The organism is Mycobacteroides sp. H003 (assembly GCF_001440135.1).
Lineage (GTDB): Bacteria > Actinomycetota > Actinomycetes > Mycobacteriales > Mycobacteriaceae > Mycobacterium > Mycobacterium gwanakae.
Genome location: NZ_LJYL01000023.1, coordinates 13527 through 39223, shown reverse-complemented (window position 1 = coordinate 39223; position 25697 = coordinate 13527). Strand labels below are relative to the sequence as shown.

Annotated in this window: 25 protein-coding genes; 23 read left to right on the top strand and 2 right to left on the bottom strand. The window is 63.6% G+C overall.

Going from position 1 to position 25697, the window contains the following annotated elements:
* The first annotated feature begins 10 nt into the window (after nucleotides 1-10).
* From recG to AOT87_RS16425, 4 genes are all read left to right on the top strand, one after another.
* Nucleotides 11-2254, top strand: coding sequence for an ATP-dependent DNA helicase RecG (gene recG, locus AOT87_RS16440; protein ID WP_057967664.1), 2244 nt, complete (start codon nucleotides 11-13; stop codon nucleotides 2252-2254).
* The gene (locus AOT87_RS16435; protein WP_057967663.1) at nucleotides 2251-2976 is read left to right on the top strand and encodes an HNH endonuclease family protein; all 726 of its coding nucleotides are present in this window, start codon (nucleotides 2251-2253) and stop codon (nucleotides 2974-2976) included. The genes recG and AOT87_RS16435 overlap by 4 nt, the downstream gene beginning before the upstream one ends.
* A 35-nt stretch (nucleotides 2977-3011) precedes the next feature.
* A complete protein-coding gene (locus AOT87_RS16430) occupies nucleotides 3012-3725 on the top strand; it encodes a cutinase family protein (RefSeq protein ID WP_057967662.1) in 714 nt (237 codons plus the stop codon).
* A gap of 193 nt (nucleotides 3726-3918) precedes the next feature.
* Nucleotides 3919-4461: a TetR/AcrR family transcriptional regulator gene (locus tag AOT87_RS16425; protein ID WP_057967661.1), complete on the top strand. Its 543-nt coding sequence runs from the start codon at nucleotides 3919-3921 to the stop codon at nucleotides 4459-4461.
* Nucleotides 4462-4491: 30 nt separating this feature from the next.
* On the opposite strand, the gene AOT87_RS16420 is transcribed toward AOT87_RS16425, so the two are convergent.
* Together AOT87_RS16420 and AOT87_RS16415 are read right to left on the bottom strand one after the other, a co-directional pair.
* Complete coding sequence (locus AOT87_RS16420) at nucleotides 4492-5625, bottom strand: alpha/beta hydrolase (RefSeq protein WP_057967660.1); 1134 nt, start codon at nucleotides 5623-5625, stop codon at nucleotides 4492-4494.
* Nucleotides 5626-5952: 327 nt separating this feature from the next.
* Entirely contained in the window at nucleotides 5953-6837 is an 885-nt protein-coding gene (locus AOT87_RS16415; protein ID WP_057967659.1) for an LLM class flavin-dependent oxidoreductase, read from the bottom strand.
* Nucleotides 6838-6872: 35 nt separating this feature from the next.
* Here AOT87_RS16415 and AOT87_RS16410 point away from each other — a divergent pair, with 35 nt between their 5' ends.
* The 19 genes from AOT87_RS16410 (at nucleotide 6873) to kdpB (ending at nucleotide 25692) form a co-directional block, all read left to right on the top strand.
* Entirely contained in the window at nucleotides 6873-7919 is a 1047-nt protein-coding gene (locus AOT87_RS16410) for an alpha/beta hydrolase (protein WP_057967658.1), read from the top strand.
* 22 nt (nucleotides 7920-7941) lie between these two features.
* Entirely contained in the window at nucleotides 7942-8715 is a 774-nt protein-coding gene (locus tag AOT87_RS16405) for a thioredoxin domain-containing protein (RefSeq protein ID WP_057967657.1), read from the top strand.
* Nucleotides 8712-9281: a vitamin K epoxide reductase family protein gene (locus AOT87_RS16400; RefSeq protein ID WP_057967656.1), complete on the top strand. Its 570-nt coding sequence runs from the start codon at nucleotides 8712-8714 to the stop codon at nucleotides 9279-9281. The genes AOT87_RS16405 and AOT87_RS16400 overlap by 4 nt, the downstream gene beginning before the upstream one ends.
* Nucleotides 9282-9342: 61 nt before the next feature.
* Nucleotides 9343-12729: a pyruvate carboxylase gene (locus tag AOT87_RS16395; RefSeq protein ID WP_057967655.1), complete on the top strand. Its 3387-nt coding sequence runs from the start codon at nucleotides 9343-9345 to the stop codon at nucleotides 12727-12729.
* Nucleotides 12726-13271: a 16S rRNA (guanine(966)-N(2))-methyltransferase RsmD gene (gene rsmD, locus AOT87_RS16390; RefSeq protein ID WP_057967690.1), complete on the top strand. Its 546-nt coding sequence runs from the start codon at nucleotides 12726-12728 to the stop codon at nucleotides 13269-13271. Before AOT87_RS16395 ends, rsmD begins: the two co-directional genes overlap by 4 nt.
* Nucleotides 13272-13324: 53 nt before the next feature.
* On the top strand, nucleotides 13325-14227 hold the full coding sequence (locus AOT87_RS16385; RefSeq protein WP_057967654.1) for a dienelactone hydrolase family protein: 903 nt from the start codon (nucleotides 13325-13327) through the stop codon (nucleotides 14225-14227).
* A gap of 40 nt (nucleotides 14228-14267) precedes the next feature.
* On the top strand, nucleotides 14268-14801 hold the full coding sequence (locus AOT87_RS16380; protein WP_030094072.1) for a hypothetical protein: 534 nt from the start codon (nucleotides 14268-14270) through the stop codon (nucleotides 14799-14801).
* A 215-nt stretch (nucleotides 14802-15016) separates the two neighbouring features.
* Nucleotides 15017-16090 carry an oxygenase MpaB family protein gene (locus tag AOT87_RS16375; RefSeq protein ID WP_109398803.1) on the top strand — a complete coding sequence of 358 codons (1074 nt, stop codon included), beginning with the start codon at nucleotides 15017-15019 and terminating at the stop codon, nucleotides 16088-16090.
* Nucleotides 16091-16151: 61 nt separating this feature from the next.
* On the top strand, nucleotides 16152-17051 hold the full coding sequence (locus tag AOT87_RS16370; RefSeq protein ID WP_057967689.1) for a DUF4253 domain-containing protein: 900 nt from the start codon (nucleotides 16152-16154) through the stop codon (nucleotides 17049-17051).
* A 56-nt stretch (nucleotides 17052-17107) separates the two neighbouring features.
* Nucleotides 17108-17578: a lipoprotein LpqH gene (locus AOT87_RS29610; RefSeq protein WP_057967652.1), complete on the top strand. Its 471-nt coding sequence runs from the start codon at nucleotides 17108-17110 to the stop codon at nucleotides 17576-17578.
* A 74-nt stretch (nucleotides 17579-17652) separates the two neighbouring features.
* Nucleotides 17653-18213, top strand: a complete 561-nt coding sequence (locus AOT87_RS16360; RefSeq protein WP_030094068.1) for an HdeD family acid-resistance protein — start codon at nucleotides 17653-17655, stop codon at nucleotides 18211-18213.
* Nucleotides 18210-18695, top strand: a complete 486-nt coding sequence (gene coaD, locus AOT87_RS16355) for a pantetheine-phosphate adenylyltransferase (protein ID WP_030094067.1) — start codon at nucleotides 18210-18212, stop codon at nucleotides 18693-18695. Before AOT87_RS16360 ends, coaD begins: the two co-directional genes overlap by 4 nt.
* Nucleotides 18696-18801: 106 nt before the next feature.
* Nucleotides 18802-19539: a cell division protein SepIVA gene (gene sepIVA, locus AOT87_RS16350; protein WP_030094066.1), complete on the top strand. Its 738-nt coding sequence runs from the start codon at nucleotides 18802-18804 to the stop codon at nucleotides 19537-19539.
* A gap of 10 nt (nucleotides 19540-19549) precedes the next feature.
* Nucleotides 19550-20086 carry a YceD family protein gene (locus AOT87_RS16345; protein WP_101312515.1) on the top strand — a complete coding sequence of 179 codons (537 nt, stop codon included), beginning with the start codon at nucleotides 19550-19552 and terminating at the stop codon, nucleotides 20084-20086.
* Nucleotides 20083-20793 carry a ribonuclease III gene (gene rnc, locus AOT87_RS16340; RefSeq protein ID WP_057967651.1) on the top strand — a complete coding sequence of 237 codons (711 nt, stop codon included), beginning with the start codon at nucleotides 20083-20085 and terminating at the stop codon, nucleotides 20791-20793. The genes AOT87_RS16345 and rnc overlap by 4 nt, the downstream gene beginning before the upstream one ends.
* Nucleotides 20786-21637: a bifunctional DNA-formamidopyrimidine glycosylase/DNA-(apurinic or apyrimidinic site) lyase gene (gene mutM / locus AOT87_RS16335; RefSeq protein ID WP_057967650.1), complete on the top strand. Its 852-nt coding sequence runs from the start codon at nucleotides 20786-20788 to the stop codon at nucleotides 21635-21637. Before rnc ends, mutM begins: the two co-directional genes overlap by 8 nt.
* Nucleotides 21638-21800: 163 nt before the next feature.
* On the top strand, nucleotides 21801-21899 hold the full coding sequence (kdpF, locus tag AOT87_RS27925; RefSeq protein WP_070933331.1) for a K(+)-transporting ATPase subunit F: 99 nt from the start codon (nucleotides 21801-21803) through the stop codon (nucleotides 21897-21899).
* A 2-nt stretch (nucleotides 21900-21901) separates the two neighbouring features.
* The gene (gene kdpA / locus AOT87_RS16330) at nucleotides 21902-23620 is read left to right on the top strand and encodes a potassium-transporting ATPase subunit KdpA (RefSeq protein WP_057967649.1); all 1719 of its coding nucleotides are present in this window, start codon (nucleotides 21902-21904) and stop codon (nucleotides 23618-23620) included.
* Nucleotides 23617-25692, top strand: a complete 2076-nt coding sequence (kdpB, locus tag AOT87_RS16325) for a potassium-transporting ATPase subunit KdpB (RefSeq protein WP_078322833.1) — start codon at nucleotides 23617-23619, stop codon at nucleotides 25690-25692. The genes kdpA and kdpB overlap by 4 nt, the downstream gene beginning before the upstream one ends.
* Nucleotides 25693-25697 lie beyond the last annotated feature (5 nt).

The following is a 25697-nucleotide window of genomic DNA, read 5'->3' as shown; positions in this document are numbered from 1 at the left end:
CAGGGTATAGATGGCGCAACTTTCCGATCGTCTCGATCATGTATTGGGACACAAGGCATCCGATGTTCTCGAGGCCGAATTCGGCCTACTGACAGTCGAGGATCTACTCCATCACTACCCGCGCCGGTACAGCACCGATTTCAGCCTGCGCGACGAGCAGGACGGCGAGCGGGCCAAACCCGGTGAACACACCACGTTGGTGGGGTTCATCACCTCGGCAGAGCTGAAGAGCATGCGCAACCGCAAGGGGCAGTTTCTCTCGGTCATGCTGGGGAGCGCCCCACATGCCGTGCAGGCCACCTTTTTTCATCCGCACAAGGTGAAACGTGATCTTGAGGTGGGCAACCGGGTGATGCTTTCCGGAGCGGTCGGGGAGTTCCGGGGTAAACCCCAGCTGACTCATCCCGACTACCTGGTGCTGGAAACCGCGCTCGGTGAGAGCACCACCACGACGCGGGGGAGTACGGCGCTACGCGGTATCGCCGGAAGCGCGCGGGACGCGTCCACTGCCATTTCGGCATTCCAGCGCAACGTATTTCCCATCTATCCCGCGACGAAGAATCTGGAAAGCTGGGACATCTACCGCTGTATCGACCAGGTGCTGGCGCAGCTCGATCCGGTGCCCGAGGCGCTCCCGGACGCTGTTCTGGCAGAGCACAACCTGATGTCTCTCGACGAAGCCCTGCGCAAGATCCACATGTCGGAGGACGCCACCGAACAGAAGCAGGCGCGGAGGCGTCTGGCATTCGATGAAGCGCTGGGTCTGCAGCTGGCGCTGGCCATCCGGCGCGGCAGTGATGTCGGGTCGGCGGGTCCGCCGATGCCGCCCGCCGACGGCAAGCTGCGCGATGACCTACTGAGCCAATTGCCTTTCGAGCTCACCGAGGGTCAACAGCAGGTTGTCGCCGAGATCGGTGCCGATCTCGCCGGGGTCAAGCCGATGAATCGGCTGCTGCAGGGTGAGGTGGGCTCGGGTAAGACGGTCGTCGCGCTGCTCGCGATGATGCAGGCGATCGACGCCGGGTACCAGTGCGCGCTCTTGGCGCCCACCGAGGTGCTCGCGGTTCAGCACGCCCGATCGCTGCGTGCGATGCTCGGATCGTTGGCCACCGCAGGCGAGTTGGGGGCTCCCGACGACGCGACCAGCATCGCGCTGTTGACCGGTTCGATGTCACCGGCGCTCAAGAAGCAGATCAAGGCCGACGTGGCGACCGGACTGGCCGGCATTGTCATCGGAACCCACGCGTTGTTGCAGGACTCGGTGGATTTCCGCAATCTGGGTCTGGTGGTCGTCGACGAGCAGCACCGGTTTGGTGTTGAGCAGCGGGATCGATTGCGAGCCAAGGCTCCCGAGGGCATTGTGCCGCACCTGCTGGTGATGACCGCCACCCCGATTCCGCGCACGGTGGCGCTTACCGTGTTCGGCGATCTGGAGACTTCGACACTGCGGGAGCTGCCGCGCGGGCGCCAGCCAATCACCACCACCGCGGTGTTCACCCGCGAGAAGCCGGGCTGGCTGGCGCGCGGCTGGGAACGGATCGCCGAGGAAGTGGCTGCCGGACGGCAGGCCTACGTGGTGGCCTCCCGGATCGATGCCGATGACAAGGACAGTGGTCCCGACGAGGCCGAGGAGAAACGCCCACCGCCCGTACCCGTCACGGAGTTGTACGAGACCATTCGTGGCTCGCTGCTTCCGGGGCTGCGCATCGGGCTGCTGCACGGCCGGCTCCCGTCGGAGCAGAAGGACGCCGTCATGACGGCATTCAACGCGGGCGAGATCGATGTTCTGGTCTGTACCACCGTGATCGAGGTCGGTGTGGACGTCCCCAATGCCACCGTGATGCTGATCATGGATGCGGATCGGTTCGGTATCAGCCAGCTGCACCAGTTGCGCGGCCGTGTGGGCCGCGGCGGCAACAAGGGCCTGTGCCTCTTGGTAAGCCCCTGCAGCCCAGCGGGTTCGGCAGGACGGCGGCTACGCGCGGTACAGGACACTCTCGATGGATTCACCCTGGCCGAACTCGACCTGGAGGAGCGCCGCGAGGGCGATGTGCTGGGGCGTGACCAGTCTGGCCGCGCGGTGAATCTGCGGTTGCTTTCGCTGATGGATCATCGCGACATGATCGAGACCGCCCGGGATATGGCGGTGCGGGCGTGCGCCGAGGATCCCGAACTGACGAGCCAACCGGCACTGGCGGGTATGGCGCGGCGCTTCCTGATCGCCGACCAGATCGAGTACCTGGACAAGTCGTGAGGAATCGCACCATTCTCGTCGTCGCCATCGCGGCGGCGATCGCAGTGGTGGTGGCGTATCAGGTATCGGCCCGGTATCGGCTGCAGCGTGCCAATGCTGTTGCCGGGCAATCGAATATCCCGACTCTGGCTCCGGGTGTCGATCCACTGGCCGGGGTAACGGTGGTGCCCAAGAGGGTGCGCGGCAAGGACTATCAGCGCCTTGAGTTCGGCGAAGCGTGGTCCGATGACACCGATGCTCCGGGCGGTCACAACGGCTGCGACACGCGCAACGACATCCTGAACCGCGACCTGGCCGACAAGAGCTTCGTGTACACCAGCAGATGCCCCAATGCAGTGGGGGCTGGGATGCTGCACGATCCGTACACGGGAGCAATGGTGGGCTTCGCCCGTGGCCCGAAGAGCGGTGAAGCCGTCCAGATCGATCACATTGTTCCCTTGGCGTATGCATGGGACATGGGTGCACGTGAGTGGCAACCCTCCATGCGTTGGCGTTTTGCCAATGACCCGGCCAATCTCATCGCCGTGCAGGGCCAGGCGAACAAGGACAAGGGAGATCAGCCGCCCGCGAGCTGGATGCCGCCAAACAAAGCATTCTGGTGCCAGTACTCCATGCAATTCGCGGAAGTAGTTCGTGGATACCATCTTTCGCTCGATGAGCGTTCGGCCAAGGCCATCCGTGAGGCGGCGCAGACCTGTCCACAACCGTTGAATCTGTGGTAGACAGGGACTGAAGCCCGAACAGGTGGTGGTCGTTAATGAAGAGAGTTCGGTGGGGCTGGTTACTTGCCATTGTGGTCATGTGCGCCCTGATTGGTTCGCCCGTCGGTATGCCGTCTGCGGCAGCTGCTGCGTGTCCCGACGTCGAGATCGTGTTCGCACGAGGCACTTTTGAGCCGCCGGGTGTCGGTGGAACCGGCGAGGCATTCGTGTCCGCGCTGCGCGCACGGACCAAGGGCAAGTCGGTGGAGGTCTATCCCGTCGAGTACCCGGCGTCCCTGGCCTTTGCGACTGCGGCCGACGGTGTGATCGACGCCAGCAACCGGGTCAAAGATGTTGCCGCGCGGTGCCCCAACACCAAGATCGTGATGGGCGGATTCTCGCAGGGTGCAGCGGTTGTCGCCTACACCACGGCCGACGCGGTGCCCCCGGGGTTCGAATTGCCGGAGGGGATCACCGGGCCGATGCCGCCCGAGGTCGCCGACCACGTCGCGGCGGTAGCGCTGTTTGGTAAGCCCTCCACGGGATTCCTGCAGCGCATCGACAACACGGCTCCGCCGATCAACATCGGGCACCTGTACGCGGACAAAACGGTCGACATGTGCGTCCCCGAGGACCCGATCTGCTCCGCGGATGGCAGCGACAACGCCGCCCACGGTTCGTACGGAGACAACGGGATGACCAACCAGGCTGCCGACTTCGCAGCCCGGCAGATCGCCTCGACGGCGGAGTCGGCTAGCGCTTCTCGATGAGTTCGATCGTCGCCTCGATCACGGCGATATCGGATGCCCCCGGCATCAGGATGAATTCGTCAAGTCAGTGATACTGCGGCTCTGTTGCCGTTCGGTCTGGTCCAGCGTCAGCGCACCAGGTCAACTCTGTCGAATATGAGATGATTATGTCGCATATGCGATACCGCTAGTCGCGGAGCAATCGGGAGGGCCGATGGCTGTAAGTCGAGACAGCTTGTTACATGCGGCGGCTGTCTTCTTGGGGAGGCAGCCCGCGGCGACTATGGATGAGATCGCGGCGGCAGTGGGGGTGAGCCGCGCGACGCTTCATCGACATTTCGTAGGCCGAGCCGCATTAATAGAAGCACTGACCGTGCTGGCGATGACCAATATGGAGTCGGCGTTGACCGGAGCGCGTTTGACCGAGGATTCGGCGACCGATGCCTTGGAGCGGCTGGTCCGCGCCTGTGAGCCGGTAGCAGACCAGCTGGTTCTCATATATGCCCAGTATCAGAATCTTGACCTTCCTCAGACTCTGGAAGGCTTTTCGGGTGTTGAAGGTCAGATCACTGCGTTGTTTGTGCGAGGGCAAAAAAGCGGCCAGTTCCGTACCGATTTGACGGCGGTGTGGCTTACCGAAGTCTTCTTCAGCTTGGTCGCCGGGGCGGCCTGGGCGATCCAGAGCGGAAGGGTCGCTCGCCGCGACTTCTCCCACATGATTACCAGTTTAATTCTGCAGGGCGTGCACACTCCCTGAGGCTTCCGCAACCTTTCTGAGGGGCCTGCATTAGCGTTTAGGGCAGGTTTGTGGTGCTGGTGGGCCGCTATGGGCTGCTAGGAATCGTTGTTGTTCACAGAAGGAATCGTAGAGGGGTTGTATGTGGCCCTGTCCGGGTAAGACAAGGTCGTCGATCTCTGACCCTTGCCGGCGGAGATTATCGATAAGTTTTAGCGTGCCAGCGGTAGGGACGATAGTGTCGGCGTCCCCGGTAATGATTAATACAGGGCCATTGGTAGGCCCGTTATCCGGGTTTCCATATATTCTCAGGCGTTGGCTTAGTTCTGCAATTGTTCGAGAATCATGGAGAAAGATGTCAGCTCCAGGCAGACTTCTTGTGTTATTCAGCAGGTCCGCCAGGCACGTATTGTTTCGCACCTCGTCCACGATTTTCTGTCCTTGTGGCGACAAAATCTCTTCCAGATGTATGTTTTGATCCGCAGCGGCAGCGCCGATTAAAACAAAGAGATCCAGGGCTGGAGCGAATGGGTCAGTGTCCGTCCCATCGATCACCGCCTGAAGCGCACTCTCCGCCGAGTTGCCTGGACCGATCGCGATGACGGCCTTAAGACCGCTGGGGCGCTGGCCCTTGGCGCCTGCACGTGTGGCAGACAGTGCTGCCGCCCCACCTTGCGAATGTCCGATGACGAACCAATTCTCGGATAACTGGGGGTTAATTTGGCGGACGGCCGGGACGATATCGGCCACCGCATTACCTTGGTCGATGGCACCCATGTACGTGTGATCTCCAGGGGTGCCTAAACCGATATAGTCGGTGGCCGCGACCGCGTAGCCCGCATTCAATAGTGACTTCACGTACTCCCCGTTAAATTCGCCACCCATTGTCGGCGAGTGGGAGGGGGCGCAGCGGTCCGCGATACCCACTGTTCCGTGCGCCCAGGAAATCAGCGGCCAGCCTCCGTCGGGTGCTTCTCCCTGTGGTATTAGCAAAACTCCACTTACAACAACGTCCTGCCCGCGTGAGTTCACCGAGCGATAGAGAAGGGTTACCCGATTCGACGCCCCCAAGCCCACATCGACTCCCTGGCTGGCCGACGCAATCACATCGCCGCGATTGCCGTCGGGCAGGTGGGGCGGTACGTCGTAAGTGCCCTGAGAATCCGTACTCACCTGAAAATTCATCTGCACCCTGTCCGGTGGCGATTGCGGTGAGGAACACCCGACCAGGGCTCCGGCCAAGATCGCTACCCCGGCAACCGCGCCCCATCGCCGTTCAATATTCCTGGACACCACCACTACTCCTTCAGCGGACGCAAACCGCCCGCACTGCGTCATTATCGACTCAAATGATACATTAATGTCTCACGTATGGCGGTCTTAGTGGAGCCGCAACCGCTGATACGAGGTCATTTCCTCGCGGACGAGTTCCTCGGATGACATCTGGATCACACGCTCCCCGAGTAACTTTCGCGCCTCTAGCCCGGCAGATCGCCTCGACGCCGAAGTTGGCTAGCGCTTCTCGATGAGTTCGATCGTCGCCTCGATCACCGCGATATCGGACGCCCCTGGTACGAGGATGAATTCATCGAGCCCGGCCTCCTCGGCTCCATCGAGGGTCCGGTGCAGCGCGTCGGCATCGAAGTTGGTCAACGTCTTCGGGACGTTCTCGGCTATCTGAGGTCCGAAGATCGCAAGGTAGTCGCTGGTGAACTGCTTGAGTTCGGACTCGGCGTCGGGGATGCCCAGCGTGTAGAAGCACCCGCTCGAGAGCGGCGGCGGTTCGGCGTGTCCGGCTTCCTGCCATGCCGCCCGCGCCGCCCCTGCCGAGTAAGCAAGCTCTGCCGGCGAGCCGGAGACACTGAACCCGGTGATGCCGTCGGCCCATTGTGCCGCGCGGGCCAATGATTTCGGGCCGATCGCGGCGGCAACGATGGGCGGACCACCGGGTTGAACAGGTGCCGGTCCCACCGGGTCGGCACCCTCGAACGGGGGCTCGCCCCGCCACAGCCGCCGCAGCTCGGCCACCTGGTCATCGAGGCGCTGGTGGCGTCGGTCAAAGGATGCGTCCAGCGAGCGGTAGTCGTGTTCTCGGCCACCGACCCCTACCCCCAAGGTGAACCTGCCCGCGGACAATACATCCAGCGTCGCCGCCTGTTTGGCGACCAGCGGCACCGGATGTGCCGGCAGCACAGACACATTCGCGAGTATCCGGATTCGCTCGGTGACCGCCGCCGCGGCCGCGAGTGTCACCCACATGTCTTGGTTGTGATACGAGATTCGTTCACCCGAGGAAATCGTGGAGAACGGCCCCTCGTCGGCGAGGCGCGCCCAGGTGATCGTCGACTCACGGGTGTACTCCCGGCACATAAAGGGCAGGGCAATGCCGATATCCATACCGGCAGCCTAGGAGCACTCGCTACGGTTACGTCGTGAGCCTGTTACGTGACCTCGCCCTGCGTGTCAGCACCGCCGCGACACCGCATATCCCGATCCCCGTTCGAAGGGCGGCAGCAGGCCGCCAGGTGATCATCGACGGCAACATTCTCGACCCGTCGACCCAGCTGCTGCTGCGCGGCATGGCGCTGCTGGGAGAGGGGGAGATCACCAAGGGTGAGGACGTCGAAGACAGTCGCGCCAACATTCGCAAGCAGTCGGCGCTGCTGTCCTTCAGTACCCCCGTCGGGCAGGTGCGCAACTTCTCCATTCCGGGCCCGGCCGGGCCTATCCCGGTCCGGCATTACCGGCCGGTCGTCGAGGACACGGGTGCGGTGCTGGTGTTCTTCCACGGCGGCGGCTGGGTGATCGGCGACCTGGAGACACACGACCAGGCGTGCCGGCAGACCTGTCGCGACGCGGGCGTCTCGGTGCTGTCAGTGGACTATCGGCTGGCTCCCGAACATCCGGCACCCGCGGCGGCCCAGGACTGCCTGGCGGCCTATCTGTGGGCTGTCGAACATGCCGATGAACTCGGTGCCACCCCGGACAGGGTTGCGGTGGGCGGCGACAGCGCCGGCGGCAACCTGGCCGCCGTCGTTTCGCAACAGGCACGCGACACTGGGGCGCAACTGCCGCTGCTGCAATTCCTGATCTATCCAGCCGTCGACTTCACCGTGCGCAGGCCATCACGTGATCTCTTCGCCGAGGGCTTCTTCCTCACCAAGGCGGCCATGGACATGTTCGAAGGTCACTATCTGGACGGGTCCGACGTCGAGAAGACCGACCCCCAAGTGTCACCGATTCTGGCCGCGGACCTTTCCGGACTGCCCCCGGCGCTCATCACGACGGCGGGCTTCGACCCATTGCGCGATGAGGGCAACGAGTACGCGGCGAAGCTTCGGGCCGCCGGAGTGCCGGTGGACCTGCGGGTACAGGGTTCGCTGATACACGGTTTCTACAACATGGCCCGGCTGCGCGGCGCGCCTGCGGCTGCGGTGGACGAGCTGACGTCGGCCTTGCGCGCACACCTGTCTCGCTAATTCTGCCCGGTAGGCTGTTCGCGTGGCCAAACCGAAGCAACCTCCTAGCTACGACCTCAAGAAGGCGGAGCAGCGCCGAAGCCAGCTGATTCAAATCGCACTCACGGCGATCGTCGTGCTGTTCGCCGCGGGGCTGGTCGGTTTCATCGTCGTCAAGAACAAGAAGGACCCGGGTCCGCCCGCTCCGCCCGCGGGTGAGGTGAAGGCAGTCGAGGTGGTCACCCCCGGCCCCGCCAAGCTCGTCACCAAGGAGGGAACCACCGAGCCCAAGGTGGTCCTGACTCTGATCGAGGATCCGATCTGCCCGGCCTGCGCCATGTTCGAGCAGGAGTTCGGGCCTACCGTCAAGAAGCTCATCGACACCGGTGCGGTGCGCGCGGACTTCGACATGGTCGGGATCCTGGACGTGCCCCGGCTCAAGCGCGACTACTCGTCGCGGGCGTCGGCGGCGGCCTACTGCGTGGCCGACCAGTCCCCGGAGTTGTTCCTCAAGTTCCACTCAGCGCTCTATGACCCGAACAATCAGCCCGATGAGGTCAACGCCAAGACCTGGCACGACGACAAGTGGCTGACCGACCTCGCCAAGAGCGTGGGTGCGTCGGACTCGGTCTCCAAGTGCATCAAGGACAAGAAGTACATCAACATGGTCAAGGAGCTGGGCCCGAAGCTCAACATCCAGGCCACCCCCACCATTCGGATCAACGGCAAGGACTGGGAAATCGGGAAGGGCACGACCCCCGCTGACCTGATCAAGGCCGTCACGGACATCACCGGACCCGTTCCGGGCCTGCCGTGACCCTTCGTCCCGCGACCGCCTGGTACGTCCTCGTCGCCGGGGTGGCCGGACTGGCCGCCGCGCTGGCGCTGACCGTTGAGAAGATCGAGATCCTCATCGATCCGACGTACGTCCCGTCCTGCAGCCTGAATCCGATCATTTCCTGTGGTTCGGTGATGACGACCGAACAGGCCTCGGCCTTCGGCTTCCCCAACTCGCTCATCGGCATCGTGGCGTTCACGGTGGTGCTGGTGACGGGAGTCCTGTCGGTCGCCAAGGTGGAGCTACCGCGCTGGTACTGGGGCGGTCTGGCCATCGGCACGTTCCTCGGGGCGATCTTCGTCCACTGGTTGATATTCCAGAGCCTGTACCGGATCGGCGCGCTGTGCCCGTACTGCATGGTGGTCTGGTCGGTGACGATTCCGCTGTTTGTCGTGAGTACTTCGATTGCCTTGCGGCCCTTGGGATCTCAGCGCTGGGCCAGAATTCTGCATCAGTGGCGATGGTCGCTGGTGGCGTTCTGGTTCGCCGCGGTGATCCTGGCGATCCTCGAGCGATTCTGGGATTACTGGATCACACTCGTCTGAACCGATTTGTGAAGTTCAGCGGACGCGCGTTCGCTGAATCCTCACGGTACGGTCTGTGACTATGTTCTCGAAGGTTCTTGTCGCCAACCGCGGTGAGATTGCGATCCGGGCATTTCGTGCCGCCTACGAACTAGGTGCCGAAACCGTCGCTGTCTACCCATATGAAGACCGCAACTCGGGTCATCGGCTGAAGGCCGATGAGGCCTATCAGATCGGCGAGAAGGGCCATCCGGTCCGCGCATATCTGTCGGTTTCCGAAGTGGTCAAGGCCGCCAAGAATGCTGGCGCTGACGCGATCTACCCCGGTTACGGTTTCCTCTCCGAGAATCCCGATCTCGCCGCGGCATGCGCCAAGGCCGGTATCACCTTCGTCGGACCGCCCGCGGACGTGCTGGAGCTGACGGGTAACAAGGCCCGGGCGATCGCGGCCGCGCGGGAGGCCGGTCTGCCGGTGCTGTCCTCTTCAGAGCCCTCGGCCTCGGTCGACGAGCTGCTGACGGCCTCCGAGTCGATGGAATTCCCGGTGTTCGTCAAAGCGGTCGCCGGTGGCGGCGGCCGAGGCATGCGCCGTGTCGCCGAACGCGAGCAGCTGCGTGAGGCGATCGAGGCGGCCAGCCGGGAGGCGGAGTCGGCCTTCGGGGACCCGACGGTGTTCCTGGAGCAGGCCGTCATCAATCCCCGGCATATCGAGGTGCAGATCCTCGCGGACACCGCGGGCAATGTCATCCACCTCTACGAGCGCGACTGTAGTGTGCAGCGGCGTCACCAGAAGGTCATCGAGCTGGCACCCGCGCCCAACCTGCCCGCAGAGCTGCGCGAGAAGATCTGTTCGGACGCTGTCGCTTTCGCGCGACACATTGGGTACAGCTGCGCCGGCACCGTCGAGTTCCTGCTCGATGAGCGTGGTCGTCACGTCTTCATCGAGATGAATCCCCGGATTCAGGTGGAGCACACTGTGACCGAGGAGATCACCGATGTGGACCTGGTGGCGAGCCAGCTGCGCATCGCCTCCGGCGAGACCCTCGACGATCTTGGTCTGCACCAGGAGACATTGCCGGCGCCACGGGGATTCGCCCTGCAGTGCCGCATCACCACCGAAGACCCGGCCAACGGTTTCCGTCCCGACACCGGCCGCATCACGGCCTACCGCAGCCCGGGCGGTGCGGGTATCCGCCTCGACGGTGGCACAACGCTTGGCGCCGAGGTGGGCGCACACTTCGATTCGATGCTGGTGAAGCTGACCTGCCGTGGGCGGGACTTTCAGACTGCGGTGGCACGTGCGCGCCGCGCCGTCGCGGAATTCCGCATCCGCGGTGTCGCCACGAATATCCCATTCCTGCAGGCAGTTCTCGACGATCCGGACTTCCGGGCGGGGCATGTCACCACCTCATTCATCGAGGAGCGCCCGCAGCTGCTGACGGCCCGATCCTCGGCCGACCGCGGCACGAAGATCCTGAATTACCTGGCCGATATCACCGTCAACAAGCCTCATGGGGCCAAGCCCTCGAAGGTGTACCCGCATGACAAGTTGCCGGCGATCGATCTGTCGGTGCCACCACCGGACGGGTCGCGCCAGCGGCTGTTGGCCCTGGGCCCCGAGGGGTTCGCGAAGGCGCTGCGGGAGCAGAAGGCGGTTGGTCTGACCGACACCACCTTCCGTGATGCGCATCAGTCGCTGCTGGCCACCCGGGTGCGCACCACCGGTCTGCTGGCGGTCGCGCCGTACGTGGCGCGGCTTACCCCCGAGCTGCTTTCGATTGAGGCCTGGGGTGGCGCGACTTACGATGTGGCGCTTCGCTTCTTGAAGGAGGATCCGTGGGAGCGGCTTGCCGAACTGCGTGAGGCCGTCCCCAACATCTGCCTGCAGATGTTGTTGCGCGGCCGGAACACCGTGGGGTACACGCCGTATCCGGAGACCGTGACCAAGGCGTTCATTCGTGAAGCGACTGCCACCGGCGTCGACATCTACCGAATCTTCGATGCGCTCAACAACATCGAGGCCATGCGCCCGGCGATCGACGCCGTGCGCGAGGTCGGCGGCTCGATCGCGGAGGTGGCCATGTGTTACACCGGCGACCTGTCCAACCCCGGTGAAAACCTCTACACACTCGACTACTACCTCAAGCTCGCCGAGCAGATCGTCGACGCGGGCGCGCATGTGCTCGCGATCAAGGACATGGCGGGCCTGCTGCGTCCGCCCGCGGCCGCCACCCTGGTGACGGCGCTGCGGTCGCGGTTCGACCTGCCGGTGCATGTGCACACGCATGACACCGCGGGTGGGCAGCTGGCCACCTATCTGGCGGCATGGCAGGCGGGCGCCGATGCGGTGGACGGCGCCGCGGCACCCATGGCCGGAACCACCAGCCAGCCGTCGTTGTCGGCGATCGTGGCCGCGGCCGCACACAGCGAGTACGACACCGGAGTGTCCCTGACCGCGGTGTGTGATCTGGAACCGTATTGGGAGGCGTTGCGAAAGGTCTACGCCCCCTTCGAATCAGGGCTCCCTTCACCGACCGGACGGGTGTACACGCACGAGATTCCCGGTGGGCAGCTCTCGAACCTGCGCCAGCAGGCCATCGCCCTGGGGCTGGGCGACCAGTTCGAGGAGATCGAGGCACGATACGCCGCCGCCGACCGGATGCTCGGGCGTCTGGTCAAGGTGACCCCGTCCTCGAAGGTGGTCGGCGACCTGGCGCTGGCGTTGGTGGGTACCGGCGTGAGTGCTGATGAATTCGCTTCGGATCCTGGTCGTTTCGATATTCCCGAGTCGGTCATCGGGTTCCTGCGCGGCGAACTCGGCGATCCGCCGGGTGGCTGGCCCGAGCCGTTCCGGACACGTGCGCTCGAAGGTCGCGGTGCGGCTCGCGCGGAGGTCGAGCTCACGGCCGATGACGAGGCTGCGCTCGATGGTGACAGTGCGACCCGGCGGGCGGCGTTGAATCGCCTGCTGTTCCCCGGTCCGACCAAGGAGTTCCTGGCCCACCGCGAGCAGTACGGCGACACGTCGCGGCTTTCGGCGAACCAGTTCTTCTATGGCCTGCGGTACGGCGAGGAGCACCGCGTCAAGCTTGAGAAGGGCGTCGAGCTGCTGATAGGCATCGAGGCAATTTCGGATGCCGACGAGCGCGGTATGCGCACCGTCATGTGCATCCTCAACGGTCAGCTACGTCCCGTGCAGGTGCGCGACCGGAGCATCGACAGCGCGGTGGCCAGTGCGGAGAAGGCCGATCGGTCCAATGCCGACCATGTGCCTGCGCCCTTCGCGGGTGTGGTGACTCTCAGCGTAGTGTCGGGCCAGGAGGTCGCGGCGGGCGAGACCATCGGCACCATCGAGGCCATGAAGATGGAGGCCTCCATCACCGCGCCCAAGGCGGGAACCGTTGCGCGGGTGGCGTTGACCGAGACCTCTCAGGTCGAGGGTGGGGACCTGCTGGTGGTGATCAGCTGACCCGGATCATCGCCGGTGCCGCGGGCGGACGCCGGATCGCGGTGCCGCCGAAGGGAACCCGGCCCACGACGGATCGGGTGCGGGAGGCGCTGTTCAGCATGCTGGAGGCGCGCCTGGACTTCGACGGAATCGCGGTCCTTGATCTGTTCGCGGGCTCCGGTGCGCTGGGCCTGGAGGCGCTGTCGCGCGGTGCCGAACATGTGACGTTCGTGGAGTCGAGCGCTGCCGCGTCGAAGGTGATCTCGGCCAATATCGCGGCGGTGAACCTGCCCGGTACCGAGCTACGGCAGGCTGCGGTATCGACGTTCCTGTCGACATCACCTGGCCGCGCCTACGATCTGGTTCTCGCCGATCCGCCGTATTCGGTTTCTGCCGAGGAGGTTTCGGCTCTGTTGTCACGCCTGACGGATCACTGGGTGAGCGACGATGCCCTGGTGGTGCTCGAGCGCGACGCCTCGGGGCCCGAAGCGGTGTGGCCGGACGGCTGGGAGGTGTCTTCACGCAAGTATGGAGGGACACGGCTCGAGCTGGGATCTCTGTAACTGTCCAGGTAATCCACAGCGCACGTTTACCTATCGAGCGCACACTTCTGGCCATGACCCCGCTGCAGCGATACATCGCCGAGGAGATCGCCACGGACCATGTCGAGGGACTGCTGACGCGGCGGGAGGCCATCCGACGGCTGGCGCTCCTGGGTGTCGGTGCCACCGCTGCCAGTGCGCTGATCGCGGCCTGCGGCAGCGAGAACAAACCGGACAACACTTCCGCCGCCACGGCGACGCCGGTCGCCACGTCGCCGCCGCCCGGTGCGGACAAGGTGGTCGCCACCGAGCCGATCACCTGGAGCGGACCCAACGGCACGCTGCAGGGGGCGTGGGCGCCGGCGGCGCAGTCGCGTGGCTCGGTACTGGTGATTCACGAGAACAAGGGCCTCAACGACTGGGTTGGTTCGGTCGCGGGACGTCTTGCGGGCGTGGGCTATTCGTCCCTGGCGATCGACCTGCTGTCGGAGGAGGGCGGCACCTCGACGTTCAAGGACCCGGCCGAGGCAACGGCGGCGCTGGGCAAGGTTCCCTCGGAGCGCTTCGTCGCGGACCTCAAGTCCGGTGTGGACGAGATTCTGCGCCGGGTTCCCGACAAACCTTCCGGTGTGGCCGGATTCTGCTTCGGCGGCGGCCTGGTGTGGCAACTTCTGGCAGCGGGGGAGCCACGGCTGGTCGCGGCTGCCCCGTTCTACGGACCGCTTCCGGACAACCCGGACTTTTCGCGGTCTAAAGCGGCGGTCCTCGCGTTTTACGGTGAACTCGACAAGCGGGTCACCTCGTCGAAGGATGAGGCCGCGGCGGCGTTGCAGCGGGCAGGGCTGGTTCACGACATCGTCGTCGAGCCCGGTGCGGACCATGCCTTCTTCAACGACAGCGGCCCCCGCTACAACCCTGGCGCGGCGGCAGATGCCTGGCAGCGTCTGACCACCTGGTTCGGTCAGCACATTGGCTGATGGGCGCTTAGTCTTGCTCACCATGTGGTGTAGAGCGGTAGTGGTGGCGGTGGCATCCGGTGCGATATCGATCGCCGCCGCCGGTGTCGCGCTGGCCGACGACGGAGACGCGCCGGCACCGCCTGCGCCAGAGCCTTCCGCGTCGTCGCCTGTCGCGAACCTGCTGCCCGGAGGTGCGAAGGCTCCGGTCGGCCCATCAGTTGCTAACGACGCCTTGTCCGCTGGCCTCCCGGCTCCGGTCGCGGGCCTGGGAGCGCCGGGCGGTCCGTTGTCGGCCGAAGGCCCGCTGTTGTCTCCCAGCGGCCCGTTGTCGGCCAACGGTCCGCTGACAGCGTCGGGCGGTCCGCTGGCGACCGATGGTCCTGTGCTGTCACCGACCAGTCCGGTGTCACCGCTCAACGAGATTTGCGGATCCGGCAGCCTGCTGAAGTCGGTGACCGACAGATTCGCCGGAGTCATTCCGGACAGCACATTGGCGTCGATGCAGAATCAGCACCCCGTCGGCACTGGCAAGTGCCCCGCGACTCCGCCCGCGGACGATCAGGCCCCGGTCGTTGATCAACCCGGAAATTAGCCGCTCAGGTATTGCCAATCAAGCCGCTTAACAATTACCCGTACGTTCCTGGATTCGGTCTGCTCCGAAACCATCCGTACCTCCCTTGATTTTAGGTGGTACCGGGAGCATCATCACTTCTTAATGTGAGGTGAGTCACAGCGAAGACGGTGGGTATTGCCTAACGCGAGGAGTTTGACGTGGTGGTGCGGGGTATCAAGGCATTCAAGAAAATCATGCAAACGACATTCGACCCGGAGCGGGTAATCCCGGAAGAAATTAGGGTGACGGAATTTACCGGCGATAACAGTCTACGACGGAAAGATCTTTGTCAGCATCCGATTCCTGCCGATTCCCTGATATGGAAGTATTGGGGGCGCCTTGACGTGATGTATTTCGGTAGCGGCGTGTTGGGTCCTATCGCGGGTGCATGGCCGCAGATGGCCAGGGGGACCGCGGGTTCCGTTCTTTTCACTGGTGACAGTTCTTTCCGTGCGCGTGCCGCAATATACAAGAAACGGCGTCAGCAATCCCGTGAGTACATTTACGGGTCGGTGTATGACGCTCCGGAAGATGCGAAGAAATACGGGCTGAAGACCCGTAACATGCACAAGTCTGTGAAAGGCACACTGCAGGACGGCACGTTTCATGCTTTGAATGCGGAAACCTTCTATTTCGCGCATGTCACCTTCTTTTATCACCACATGCTCCTGGTAATCGAGCGGCTGCATTTCGGCGGGGCCATGCCGCGCGCGATAAAGGAGCAGATATTCGAGGAATCCAAGGAGTGGTACAGCATTTGGGGGGTCGACGATAGTTCTCAGCCGGACGCGTACGAAGATTTCGAACGGTATCTGGGAAACATCGAGCGCAACTATTTGGTGAACTCGCAGGTAACTCAGGCCATGCTGGAACAGTTCATGGAGCGCCGGATGGCGCCGCGGTGGTGGCCGCCGGTAATGAAGAAATTTGTGTGGCCCTGGCTGGTGGGCCGGCGACAAGTCGTTGTCGGTAGTTATCCGCCCCATGTGCGGGAGCTGTTCAATGTGGAGTGGACTCCCGAGGATGAGGAGATGCTGCGCCGCTTTACGGCGATGTTCAGGCGGCTCTACGCCGTTCTCGAGCGTGTCCTTCCGCTGAAGTTCTTCTACTTGCCGATTGCCGTGGGAGGCTTTGAGCGGGAAGGGATCGATCCACGCAACATCACCCTGGAGTCTGCGCGGCAAGCACTCCGGGAGAATCGCGCCCGCCGCACTGCAACGGAAAATGCACCAGCAGATGAGGCGAAGGGGATGGTGGCCTCCAGCTGAAGCCCGGCCGCTCAGCTAATCTGCGAGGGTGGGGTCAAAAGGGTGGACATCGCTGAGCGCAATCGTCGCCGTCCTCGTGCTCGGGCTGTCGTTTCTGTTCGGTCAGGCCTACCGGAGTACGCGCGTGATTATGGGAAATCCCGAACCCGCGCATGATCTGCCCGCCTACGCCGAACTTCTGGTGCCGGTGCATGCCGAACGTGCGGGTCAGCTGCCGCGTCCCGAGAATGCTGCCAAGTGGAGCGTGGACGGTATCAAGCTGCCCGAAGGGCATCTGATCATCAGTCCGGCGGGCCGTTCGCTGGCGTGGGTGAGCAATGCCGCGGTGGTTGACATCCAATCGCTCTGGTTGCGGTTGGCGGCCCGTTTCGATCGAACGGGGCTGTGGCCCTTGGCCTCCCGTGGGCTCAGCGGGGATTTGCGTCGGCCATGGTCAGACGCCGAAGACCTTCGGCACCTTGTCGAGCCCGCCGATGTTGACGCCTTTGACGCGAAATCTTTTCTCGTGAAAGAGGTTTCGTCTGCAAATGCTGCGGCCGTCGACGTGCCGGTTGTGCCCATCACGCTCGAGCAGCGCACTCAGCCGCCCCAGCGTGCACTCCCGTTGACCGCGGATCATCTGGAGCAGGGCTCGCTGCTGATTCTGGTGCCCACGGCACGTCCGGCCGACGCGCTCAATGCCCTGGGATGGACACACGGCGTGAACTACGACCTCTCCGAGGCTGCGCTGGCGGCGGTTCTCCGGTCCTGGGAAGACCGGTTCGGTGCGGTGCTCACGAGCGTGGACTTCGACGCCATCGACGTGGAAGTGACGCGGCCGCCGGGCGCCGATCTTTCGGTAGCGGTCGGCTACGAGCACTACGGGTTCTGTCCCGACAACATCGATCAGGGCGCGGGTACCTTGAGCACCTATGCCCGCCAGATCAGTGGTGCGCGAACCTGGAAGTTTTGGTGGGACTAGCGCAATGGCCGCACTAGTCTGAATCGGATCTTCGGCTGGGTAAACGGGAGGCGCACTTGCGTTACGGCGGCGTAGTAATGGTGAGTGGTGCGTTGTCGGCCGTCGTGTGGCTTGCCGGCTGTTCGTCGGGCGGAGGCTTGCGACACGACTCGCCGGTAAGCAATCCGGCGTCGAGCGCGGCAAGTGGTGGCCCGGCGGCCGGTCCACGTGTAGTTGTCGACGGTGTCGTGAGATCGGTTGAGAATCGGGTCGAGTGCGTTACCGCAGCCGATATGACCTTCGTGAACATCGGTAGCGAGAATGACGCGATCGCCGCCACGCTGGCAGCGGGCGATAACCCGACCCTGAAGAGTTTGACCCTGGGAATCATCGATGGCCACCCGGTGATGTACAACTCGGGGCATGGTGCGACTGAGCCGACGGTGACCAAGTCCGGGCAGTCCTACAAGATTTCCGGCACCGCCACCGCCGGTTTGAGTACACCCGCGACCTTCGAACTTGAGTTCACCTGCCCAGCCAGGAGATAACAGAATCATGGTGAGTCTGTAACGCACCGCACGAATCGCCCCGCCACCGTTGCCGAGGAAATACCCTTAGGTCCATGACTACAAGTGTCGGGCAGGACCTCGTCAAGCACCTCTGGAAGACAGCGGTGGTATCAGGAGTTTTGGCGGTAATCGTTGGCGCCGTGGTGCTGATATGGCCTCAAATCACCGTGCTGGTCGCCGCATACGCTTTCGGCGCGTACCTATTGATATCCGGTATTGCTCAGGTCGTTTTCGCCTTCACGCTGCCGGTGTCGTCGGCCGGGATGAGGGTTCTGTTGTTCCTCACCGGCGTGATTTCGTTCGTCCTCGGTGTGTTGTGCTTCAAGGACGAGCTGAATTCGATTCTGCTGCTGGCCATCTGGATTGGTGTCGGCTGGATCGCCCAGGGCATTGCGGGCACCATCACGGCCGTCGGTGACAAGGAACTTCCCGGACGGGGCTGGCAGATCTTCAGCGGAATCATCTCGACAATCGCGGGCATCGTGCTCATCGTCTACCCGATCAGCTCGATCTTGACCCTCACGCTGGTCGTCGGTATCTGGCTCATCGTGATCGGCGTACTGCAAATCGGTAGCGGTATCGGCATTCGCTCGGCCACTAAATCGTCCGCATGACGGGAGCTGTCTGCCCCGGCTCGTTCGATCCGGTAACCCTCGGGCATCTGGATGTTTTCGAACGAGCCGCGGCGCAGTTCGATGAGGTCGTCGTCGCGGTGTTGATCAACCCCAACAAAGCGGGCATGTTCACCATCGACGAGCGCATCGAGATGATCCGCGAGGCCACCGCCGATCTGCCCAATCTGCGCGTCGAATCGGGGCAGGGGCTGCTGGTCGACTTCGTGAGAGCGCGGGGTCTGGGTGCGATCGTCAAGGGACTACGCACCGGCACCGACTTCGAATACGAACTCCAGATGGCTCAGATGAACAAACACATCGCTGGTGTGGACACCTTCTTCGTCGCTACCGCCCCGGCGTATTCGTTCGTGTCGTCCTCACTTGCCAAGGAGGTGGCGACGTACGGGGGAGATGTCTCGGCGTTGCTGCCACCTTCTGTTCATCAACGACTTCTCGGGAAACTGCGTGGCCAGGCACAATAGAAAACAGGCCGCGCAGAAATAGCCGACACACCGGTCAGCTAGCACGGTCACAGCAGTCACACCAGGCACACTGGTAACAGTGGAAACTCGCGTGAAGGGTGTAGCCGTGTACCGAGTATTTGAAGCGCTCGACGAGCTGGGCGCCATTGTTGAAGAAGCGCGCGGCGTTCCGATGACCGCCGGATGCGTCGTGCCCCGCGGCGATGTCCTTGAGCTGATCGACGACATCAAGGACGCCATTCCCGGCGAGCTCGATGACGCCCAGGATGTTCTGGATGCCCGCGATGCGTTGCTGCGTGAGGCCAAGGAGCATCACGAGACGGTGATCGGCCAGTCGAATGCCGATGCTGAGCAGACACTCAGCCATGCCCGCAACGAGGCCGACCGGCTACTGGCCGACGCCAAGTCGCAGGCCGATCGCATGGTTGCCGAGGCGCGTAACCACGCTGAGCAGACCGTCGGTGAGGCCCGTGAAGAAGCGGCCCGCACGCTGGCCAACGCCAAGCGTGAGCAGGAGAGCACCGTTGCCCGGGCCAAGGCGGAGGCAGATCGCCTGGTCGATTCGGGTAACGCGTCCTATGACAAGGCCGTGCAGGAAGGCATCAAGGAGCAGCAGCGCCTGGTGGCCCAGACGGAAGTCGTGCAAGCGGCCAACGCCGAGTCCACTCGACTGATCGATGCGGCCCACGCCGAAGCCGACCGACTGCGTGGCGAATGCGACATCTACGTGGACAACAAGCTGGCCGAGTTCGAGGACTACCTCAACGGCACGCTGCGCTCGGTGGGCCGTGGCCGTCACCAGCTGCGCACCGGCGCTGGTACCCACGACTACGTGCAGCGTTAAGATTGGGTTCATGCCGGGACCTTTCGTTCTTGATGTCCTGGCCCTCGGGCTCGGGCGGCGTCCCGGGTCGATGCAGGAGATCGAGCGCACCATCGCCAGCCCGGTGCGCATCGGCAACGACCTGATCGCGATCCCCGAGGGCGCGGACGTGGATATGGATCTACGTGTCGAAGCGGTTTCGGAGGGCGTTCTCGTCACCGGAACCATCGCCGGAGACCTCGCGGGGGAATGCTCACGCTGCCTGGAGCCGATCACGGGCCATGCGGATGCCTACCTCACCGAGCTCTTCGCGTACCCGGATAGCGAGACCGAGGCGACCACCGAGGAAGACGAGATACACCGGGTTGTGGACGGCCTCGTCGACCTTGAACAGACCATCGTCGATGCCATCGTGCCCGACCTGGAATTGGCGCCGCTGTGCCGGCCAGATTGCCCGGGCCTCTGCCCCGACTGCGGCATCGTGATGGCGACCGCCGAAGCCGGTCACCACCACGACAAGATCGATCCGCGGTGGGCCAAACTCGCCAATTTCGGTGACGACCAGTGAGCCCTGCCTCAGAGAATCGGTACGACGATCTGCGCGCGGCGATTGGGGTGAGGGTCGGTGACGATCTGCTGACGCTGGCGCTCACACACCGCAGCTATGCGTACGAGAACGGTGGCCTGCCCACGAACGAGCGGCTCGAGTTTCTCGGGGATGCCGTGCTTGGCCTGACGATCACCGAGACGCTGTACCACAGTCATCCCGACCGCTCGGAGGGCGATTTGGCGAAACTGCGTGCCAGCATCGTCAATACCCAGGCCCTCGCCGGAGTGGCACGCGGCCTGACCGGCAACGGTTTGGGCGCGCACCTGTTTCTCGGCAAGGGTGAGGAGAACACGGGCGGCCGCAACAAGTCCAGCATTCTTGCCGACGGCATGGAGTCGATTTTGGGTGCGGTCTACGTGGAGCATGGGCTCGAGGTCGCGCGCGCGGTCGTGCTGCGATTGTTCGGCCAGCTCCTGGAGACCGCGCCCAAGCTCGGCGCGGGTCTGGACTGGAAGACCAGCCTGCAGGAACTGACCGCCGAAAAGGGTTGGGGCGCACCGTCGTATACGGTCACCTCGACCGGACCCGATCATGACAAGGAATTCACCGCCACCGTGATGGTCAACGACGCCGCGCACGGCGTGGGCGTCGGCCGGTCCAAGAAGGAAGCCGAACAGCGGGCGGCCTCGGAGGCCTGGAACGGCATCAACGGGTCAAGTGCCTGAGCTTCCCGAGGTGGAGGTGGTCCGCCGTGGGCTGCACCATCACCTCGTCGGAAAGACCATCGCATCGGCGTCTGTGCACCATGACCGGGCCGTGCGCAGGCAGCCCGGAGGCGCCGTCGAGCTGGCGGGACTGCTTGCCGGACAACAGATCAGCGGAACCGGTCGCCGGGGCAAGTATCTGTGGTTGACGCTGGGCGAGGGACAGGCGCTGGTGGTTCATCTCGGGATGAGCGGCCAGATGCTCATCGGACCCATTTCCCGGCCGCAGCATTTGCGTATTGCCGCGACACTCGATGACGGATCGGTGTTGAGCTTCGTCGATCAGCGCACCTTTGGCGGCTGGATGGTGACCGATGTCGTCACCGTCGATGGCAGCGAGCTCCCGGAGCCGGTCGCCCATATCGCGCGAGATCCGCTCGATGAACGATTCGACGCGTCGGCCGTGGTGACGCGGCTGCGCGGTAAGCACACCGAGATCAAACGGGCGCTGCTCGATCAGACCGTAGTGTCCGGTGTCGGCAACATCTACGCCGACGAGGCCCTCTGGCAGGCGAAGGTGCACGGACGTCGACTCACCGACAGCATGAGCCGTGCCAAGCTCACCGAGGTGCTCGACAGTGCGGCCCGTGTCATGCGTCTGGCGCTCGCACAGGGCGGCACCTCATTCGACGATCTGTATGTGAATGTGAACGGAGAATCCGGCTACTTCGACCGCTCTCTGGAGGCGTACGGACGCGAGGGTGAGCCATGCAGCCGCTGCGGACGCGCCATGCGCCGGGAGGCTTTCATGAACCGGTCGTCGTACTTCTGCCCGGGCTGTCAACGGCTGGTTGAACCCCGTTAATAGCGCGTCAAGAGGCCCGATGCACCCGTCAGGGACGCGTAAAGAACGCAGGTAGTGCCCCTGGCCGGGATCATGATTCCTGCGTGGTTGATTTCTGGTACCTGGTCCTGATCGTCGTGGGCTTCGCCTTGTGCGTCGCCGTCGTACGCGGATTGCAGGCGCGATGACCGTCGACGTCATCACCAATATTGTGCTGATTCTCGTGTCGGCCGCGCTCGTCGTGTATCTGGTGGTCGCACTGCTCGACCCGGAAAGGTTCTAACGGTGAATTCCGCTCTGGCGGCCGGTCTTCAGATCGGCTTCGTCATTCTGGTGCTCGCTATTGCGTACGTCCCCTTGGGGGACTACATGGCGCGCGTTTTCACGGGCTCACATTCTCTGCGCGCAAGCAGCTTGCCGACGATTAAGCACTCGGTCGTCGAGCGTGCCATTTACCGGGTCGGGCGGGTGAATCCGGAGACCGAGCAGACATGGGTGGGATACACGCTCTCGCTGCTGGGTTTCTCGTTCGTCAGTGTGCTGTTCCTGTACGTGCTTCAGCGGATACAGGGCGTGCTGCCACTGTCGGGTGATCTTGGTGCGGTAAGCCCCGCGGTGGCCTTCAACACCGCGGTGTCCTTTGTGACGAACACCAACTGGCAGTCGTACACACCCGAGACCACCATGACCAATCTGACACAGATGGTCGGATTGGCGGTGCAGAACTTCGTGTCGGCCGCAGTGGGTATCGCGGTGGCCGTTGCGCTCATCCGGGGTATCGCACGGTCGACTGCCGGGGGTGAACTCGGCAATTTCTGGGTTGATCTGGTGCGGGGAAGTTTGAGGATTCTCCTACCCATATCATTTGTGGTCGCACTGATTCTGTTGTCACAGGGAGCCATTCAGTCGCTATACACCCACTTCGTTGCGACGGGACTGGACGGTGCGGCACAACACATTGCGCTGGCTCCGGTCGCCTCGCAGGAGGCCATCAAGGAAGTCGGCACCAATGGCGGTGGCATCTTGGCCGCGAACTCGGCGCACCCCTTCGAGAACCCGACGCCCCTATCCAACATCGTCGAGATCCTTGCGATCCTGCTCATCCCGGTGGCACTGACACGCACCTACTCGACCATGGTGGGCGACAAGCGTCAGGGCTTGACCGTGCTGTCGGTCATGGCTGTTCTGTGGGGTGGCATGTTGGCCTTTGTCACGTGGGCTGAATCGACTCCGCGCGGCATCGCCGCGCAGGCGGCCGGTGCCATGATGGAAGGCAAGGAAGTCAGATTCGGCATTCCCGCTTCGACACTGTTTGCGGTGAGTACTACCGGAACATCCACGGGTGCTGTTGATTCCGCACATGACAGCTTCACCGCCGCAGGCGGTGGAGCACTGATACTAAACATGCTGTTCGGCGAGATCGCGCCGGGCGGTGTCGGCACGGGCCTGTACGGGATTCTGGTGCTGGCCATCATCGCGGTGTTCGTCGGTGGGCTGCTGGTGGGCCGCACACCGGAATTCCTGGGCAAGAAGATCGGGCGACGCGAGATCACCATGGCCGCGCTGTCCGTGCTCGTGATGCCCGCACTCGTACTCATCGGCACCGGAATCTCGGTGGCCCTGTCGACAACTCCCGGATATCAAGGCAACAGTGGAGATCCGGGGACCGCGCAGTCCATCCACGGGTTCTCCGAGGTGTTGTATGCCTACGCCTCGGCCGCCAACAACAACGGCAGCGCCTTTGGTGGGCTCACGGTGACCAGCCACTGGTTCGAGGCATCCCTTGGCGTGGCGATGTTGTTGGGCCGCTTCCTGCCCATCATCTTCACGCTGGCGCTGGCCGGATCGCTTGCCGCTCAGCAGAAGACACCGGTGTCGGCCGGAACTCTGCATACCCACGGCCCCATGTTCGCCGGATTGCATACCGGCACCGTGCTCTTGGTGGCCGCACTCACCTTCTTCCCGGCCCTGGCGCTGGGACCGATCGCCGAGGCTGTCCTGTGAGCAAGACCGTAGTAAGTACCGGAGTCTTTGACCCCACCCAGTTGGTCAAGGCGCTACCGCTTGCGGTGCGCAAGCTAGATCCGCGGCATATGGCCCGCAACCCGGTGATGTTTGTGGTCACTGTGGGATCGGTGGCCACCACGGTGCTTGCGGTATTGCATCCGTCGATATTCGCGTGGTCCATCACCGCCTGGCTGTGGTTCACGGTGGTCTTCGCGAACCTGGCCGAAGCTGTCGCCGAAGGGCGTGGCAAGGCGCAGGCGGCGAGCCTGCGAGAGGTCAAGCGTGACACCGTCGCCCGCAAGCTGGTGGGGGACGGTCACGGGAACGAGACCGAGGAAGAGGTCGCAGGGAGTGCGTTGCGGCCAGGTGATCGCGTGGTCGTCGAAGCCGGACAGGTGATCCCGGGCGACGGTGACGTAGTGGAGGGCATCGCGACGGTCGACGAGTCGGCCATCACCGGTGAATCAGCGCCTGTGGTCAGAGAATCCGGTGGTGACCGGTGCGCCGTGACCGGCGGCACCACCGTGTTGTCGGACCGAATCGTCGTACAGATCACCGCAGCGCCTGGCGAGTCCTTCGTTGACCGGATGATCGCACTGGTGGAGGGTGCCGCGAGGCAGAAGACTCCTAACGAGATCGCGCTCAACATCCTGTTGGCCTCGCTCACCATCATCTTCCTGTTGGCCGTCGTCGCACTCGGTCCTATGGGCAATTATGGTGGTGAGCAACAGGATCCGATCAAGCTCATCGCATTGCTCGTGTGCCTGATCCCCACCACCATCGGTGCTCTGATGTCGGCCATCGGTATCGCGGGCATGGATCGTCTGGTGCAGCACAACGTGCTGGCCAAGTCGGGGCGCGCGGTGGAGGCGGCCGGTGACATCGACGTCCTGCTGATGGACAAGACCGGCACTATTACCTTCGGTAATCGGCAGGCCACCGAATTCATTGTGGCGCCGGGTATCACGCACGAAACCCTCGCCCAGGCTGCGCGGGCCTCGAGCCTTGCCGATGAGACCCCCGAGGGTCGCAGCATTGTGGAACTGGCCACTGGCGGGAGCGAATCGACCGGGGAAAGAAGCGATGAGGGCTCGCGTGAAGGCGAGTTTGTAGCCTTCACCGCGGCCACCCGGATGAGCGGTTTGGATACCGCCGACGGCAAGCAGATCCGCAAGGGCGCCGCTGATGCGGTGTTCACCTGGGTGGCAAGCCTTTCTGGTGTTCAGGAGGATGACCCCGCAGTGGTCGCGGTCCGCAAGGTCGCAGATCAGGTGGCCAGCGAGGGCGGCACCCCGTTGGTGGTGGCCGACCACGACGGCGCCGAGACGCGGCTGCTGGGCGTGATTCGGCTCTCTGACGTCGTCAAACCGGGTATGGCTGAACGCTTCGCCCAGATGCGAGCCATGGGGATACGCACCGTCATGGTGACCGGTGATAACCCGTTGACCGCCAAGCAGATCGCCTCCGAGGCCGGTGTGGACGACTACGTCGCGGAGGCCACCCCGGAGGACAAGCTGGAGCTGCTGCGCAGGGAGCAGAAGGCCGGTCGGCTTGTCGCGATGACCGGTGACGGCACCAACGACGCCCCGGCGCTGGCGCAGGCGGACGTGGGTGTTGCCATGAACACCGGGACTTCGGCCGCCAAGGAGGCCGGGAACATGGTGGACCTGGACTCCGATCCCACCAAGCTCATCGACGTGGTGGCCATCGGCAAGCAGCTGCTGATCACCCGGGGCGCACTGACCACTTTCTCGCTGGCCAATGACCTCGCGAAGTACTTCGCGATCCTGCCCGCGCTGTTCAGCGGCATCTACCCGCAGCTGGGTGAGCTCAACATCATGCGACTGGCTACTCCGCAGTCGGCGATCCTCTCTGCCGTCATCTTCAACGCCCTGGTGATCATCGCGCTGGTGCCGTTGGCGCTCAAGGGCGTTCGTTACCGGCCGGTGGGCGCGGGGGAGTTGTTGAGGCGAAATCTGTTGATCTACGGGCTCGGCGGCGTGATCGTTCCGTTCGTGGGGATCTGGCTGATCGATCTGGTTGTGCGTTTCATACCGGGAATTGGGTGAGTTGG

Coding starts and splice junctions, on each gene's coding strand:
- AOT87_RS16385 (WP_057967654.1), top strand. CDS start 13,325: ATGACCCCGCTGCAGCGATACATCGCCGAGGAGATCGCCACGGACCAT.
- AOT87_RS16360 (WP_030094068.1), top strand. CDS start 17,653: ATGACTACAAGTGTCGGGCAGGACCTCGTCAAGCACCTCTGGAAGACA.
- AOT87_RS16345 (WP_101312515.1), top strand. CDS start 19,550: ATGCCGGGACCTTTCGTTCTTGATGTCCTGGCCCTCGGGCTCGGGCGG.
- coaD (WP_030094067.1), top strand. CDS start 18,210: ATGACGGGAGCTGTCTGCCCCGGCTCGTTCGATCCGGTAACCCTCGGG.
- AOT87_RS16420 (WP_057967660.1), bottom strand. CDS start 5,625: ATGAATTTTCAGGTGAGTACGGATTCTCAGGGCACTTACGACGTACCG.
- AOT87_RS16375 (WP_109398803.1), top strand. CDS start 15,017: ATGCAAACGACATTCGACCCGGAGCGGGTAATCCCGGAAGAAATTAGG.
- AOT87_RS16425 (WP_057967661.1), top strand. CDS start 3,919: ATGGCTGTAAGTCGAGACAGCTTGTTACATGCGGCGGCTGTCTTCTTG.
- AOT87_RS16415 (WP_057967659.1), bottom strand. CDS start 6,837: ATGGATATCGGCATTGCCCTGCCCTTTATGTGCCGGGAGTACACCCGT.
- recG (WP_057967664.1), top strand. CDS start 11: ATGGCGCAACTTTCCGATCGTCTCGATCATGTATTGGGACACAAGGCA.
- kdpF (WP_070933331.1), top strand. CDS start 21,801: ATGACCGTCGACGTCATCACCAATATTGTGCTGATTCTCGTGTCGGCC.
- AOT87_RS16430 (WP_057967662.1), top strand. CDS start 3,012: ATGAAGAGAGTTCGGTGGGGCTGGTTACTTGCCATTGTGGTCATGTGC.
- AOT87_RS16395 (WP_057967655.1), top strand. CDS start 9,343: ATGTTCTCGAAGGTTCTTGTCGCCAACCGCGGTGAGATTGCGATCCGG.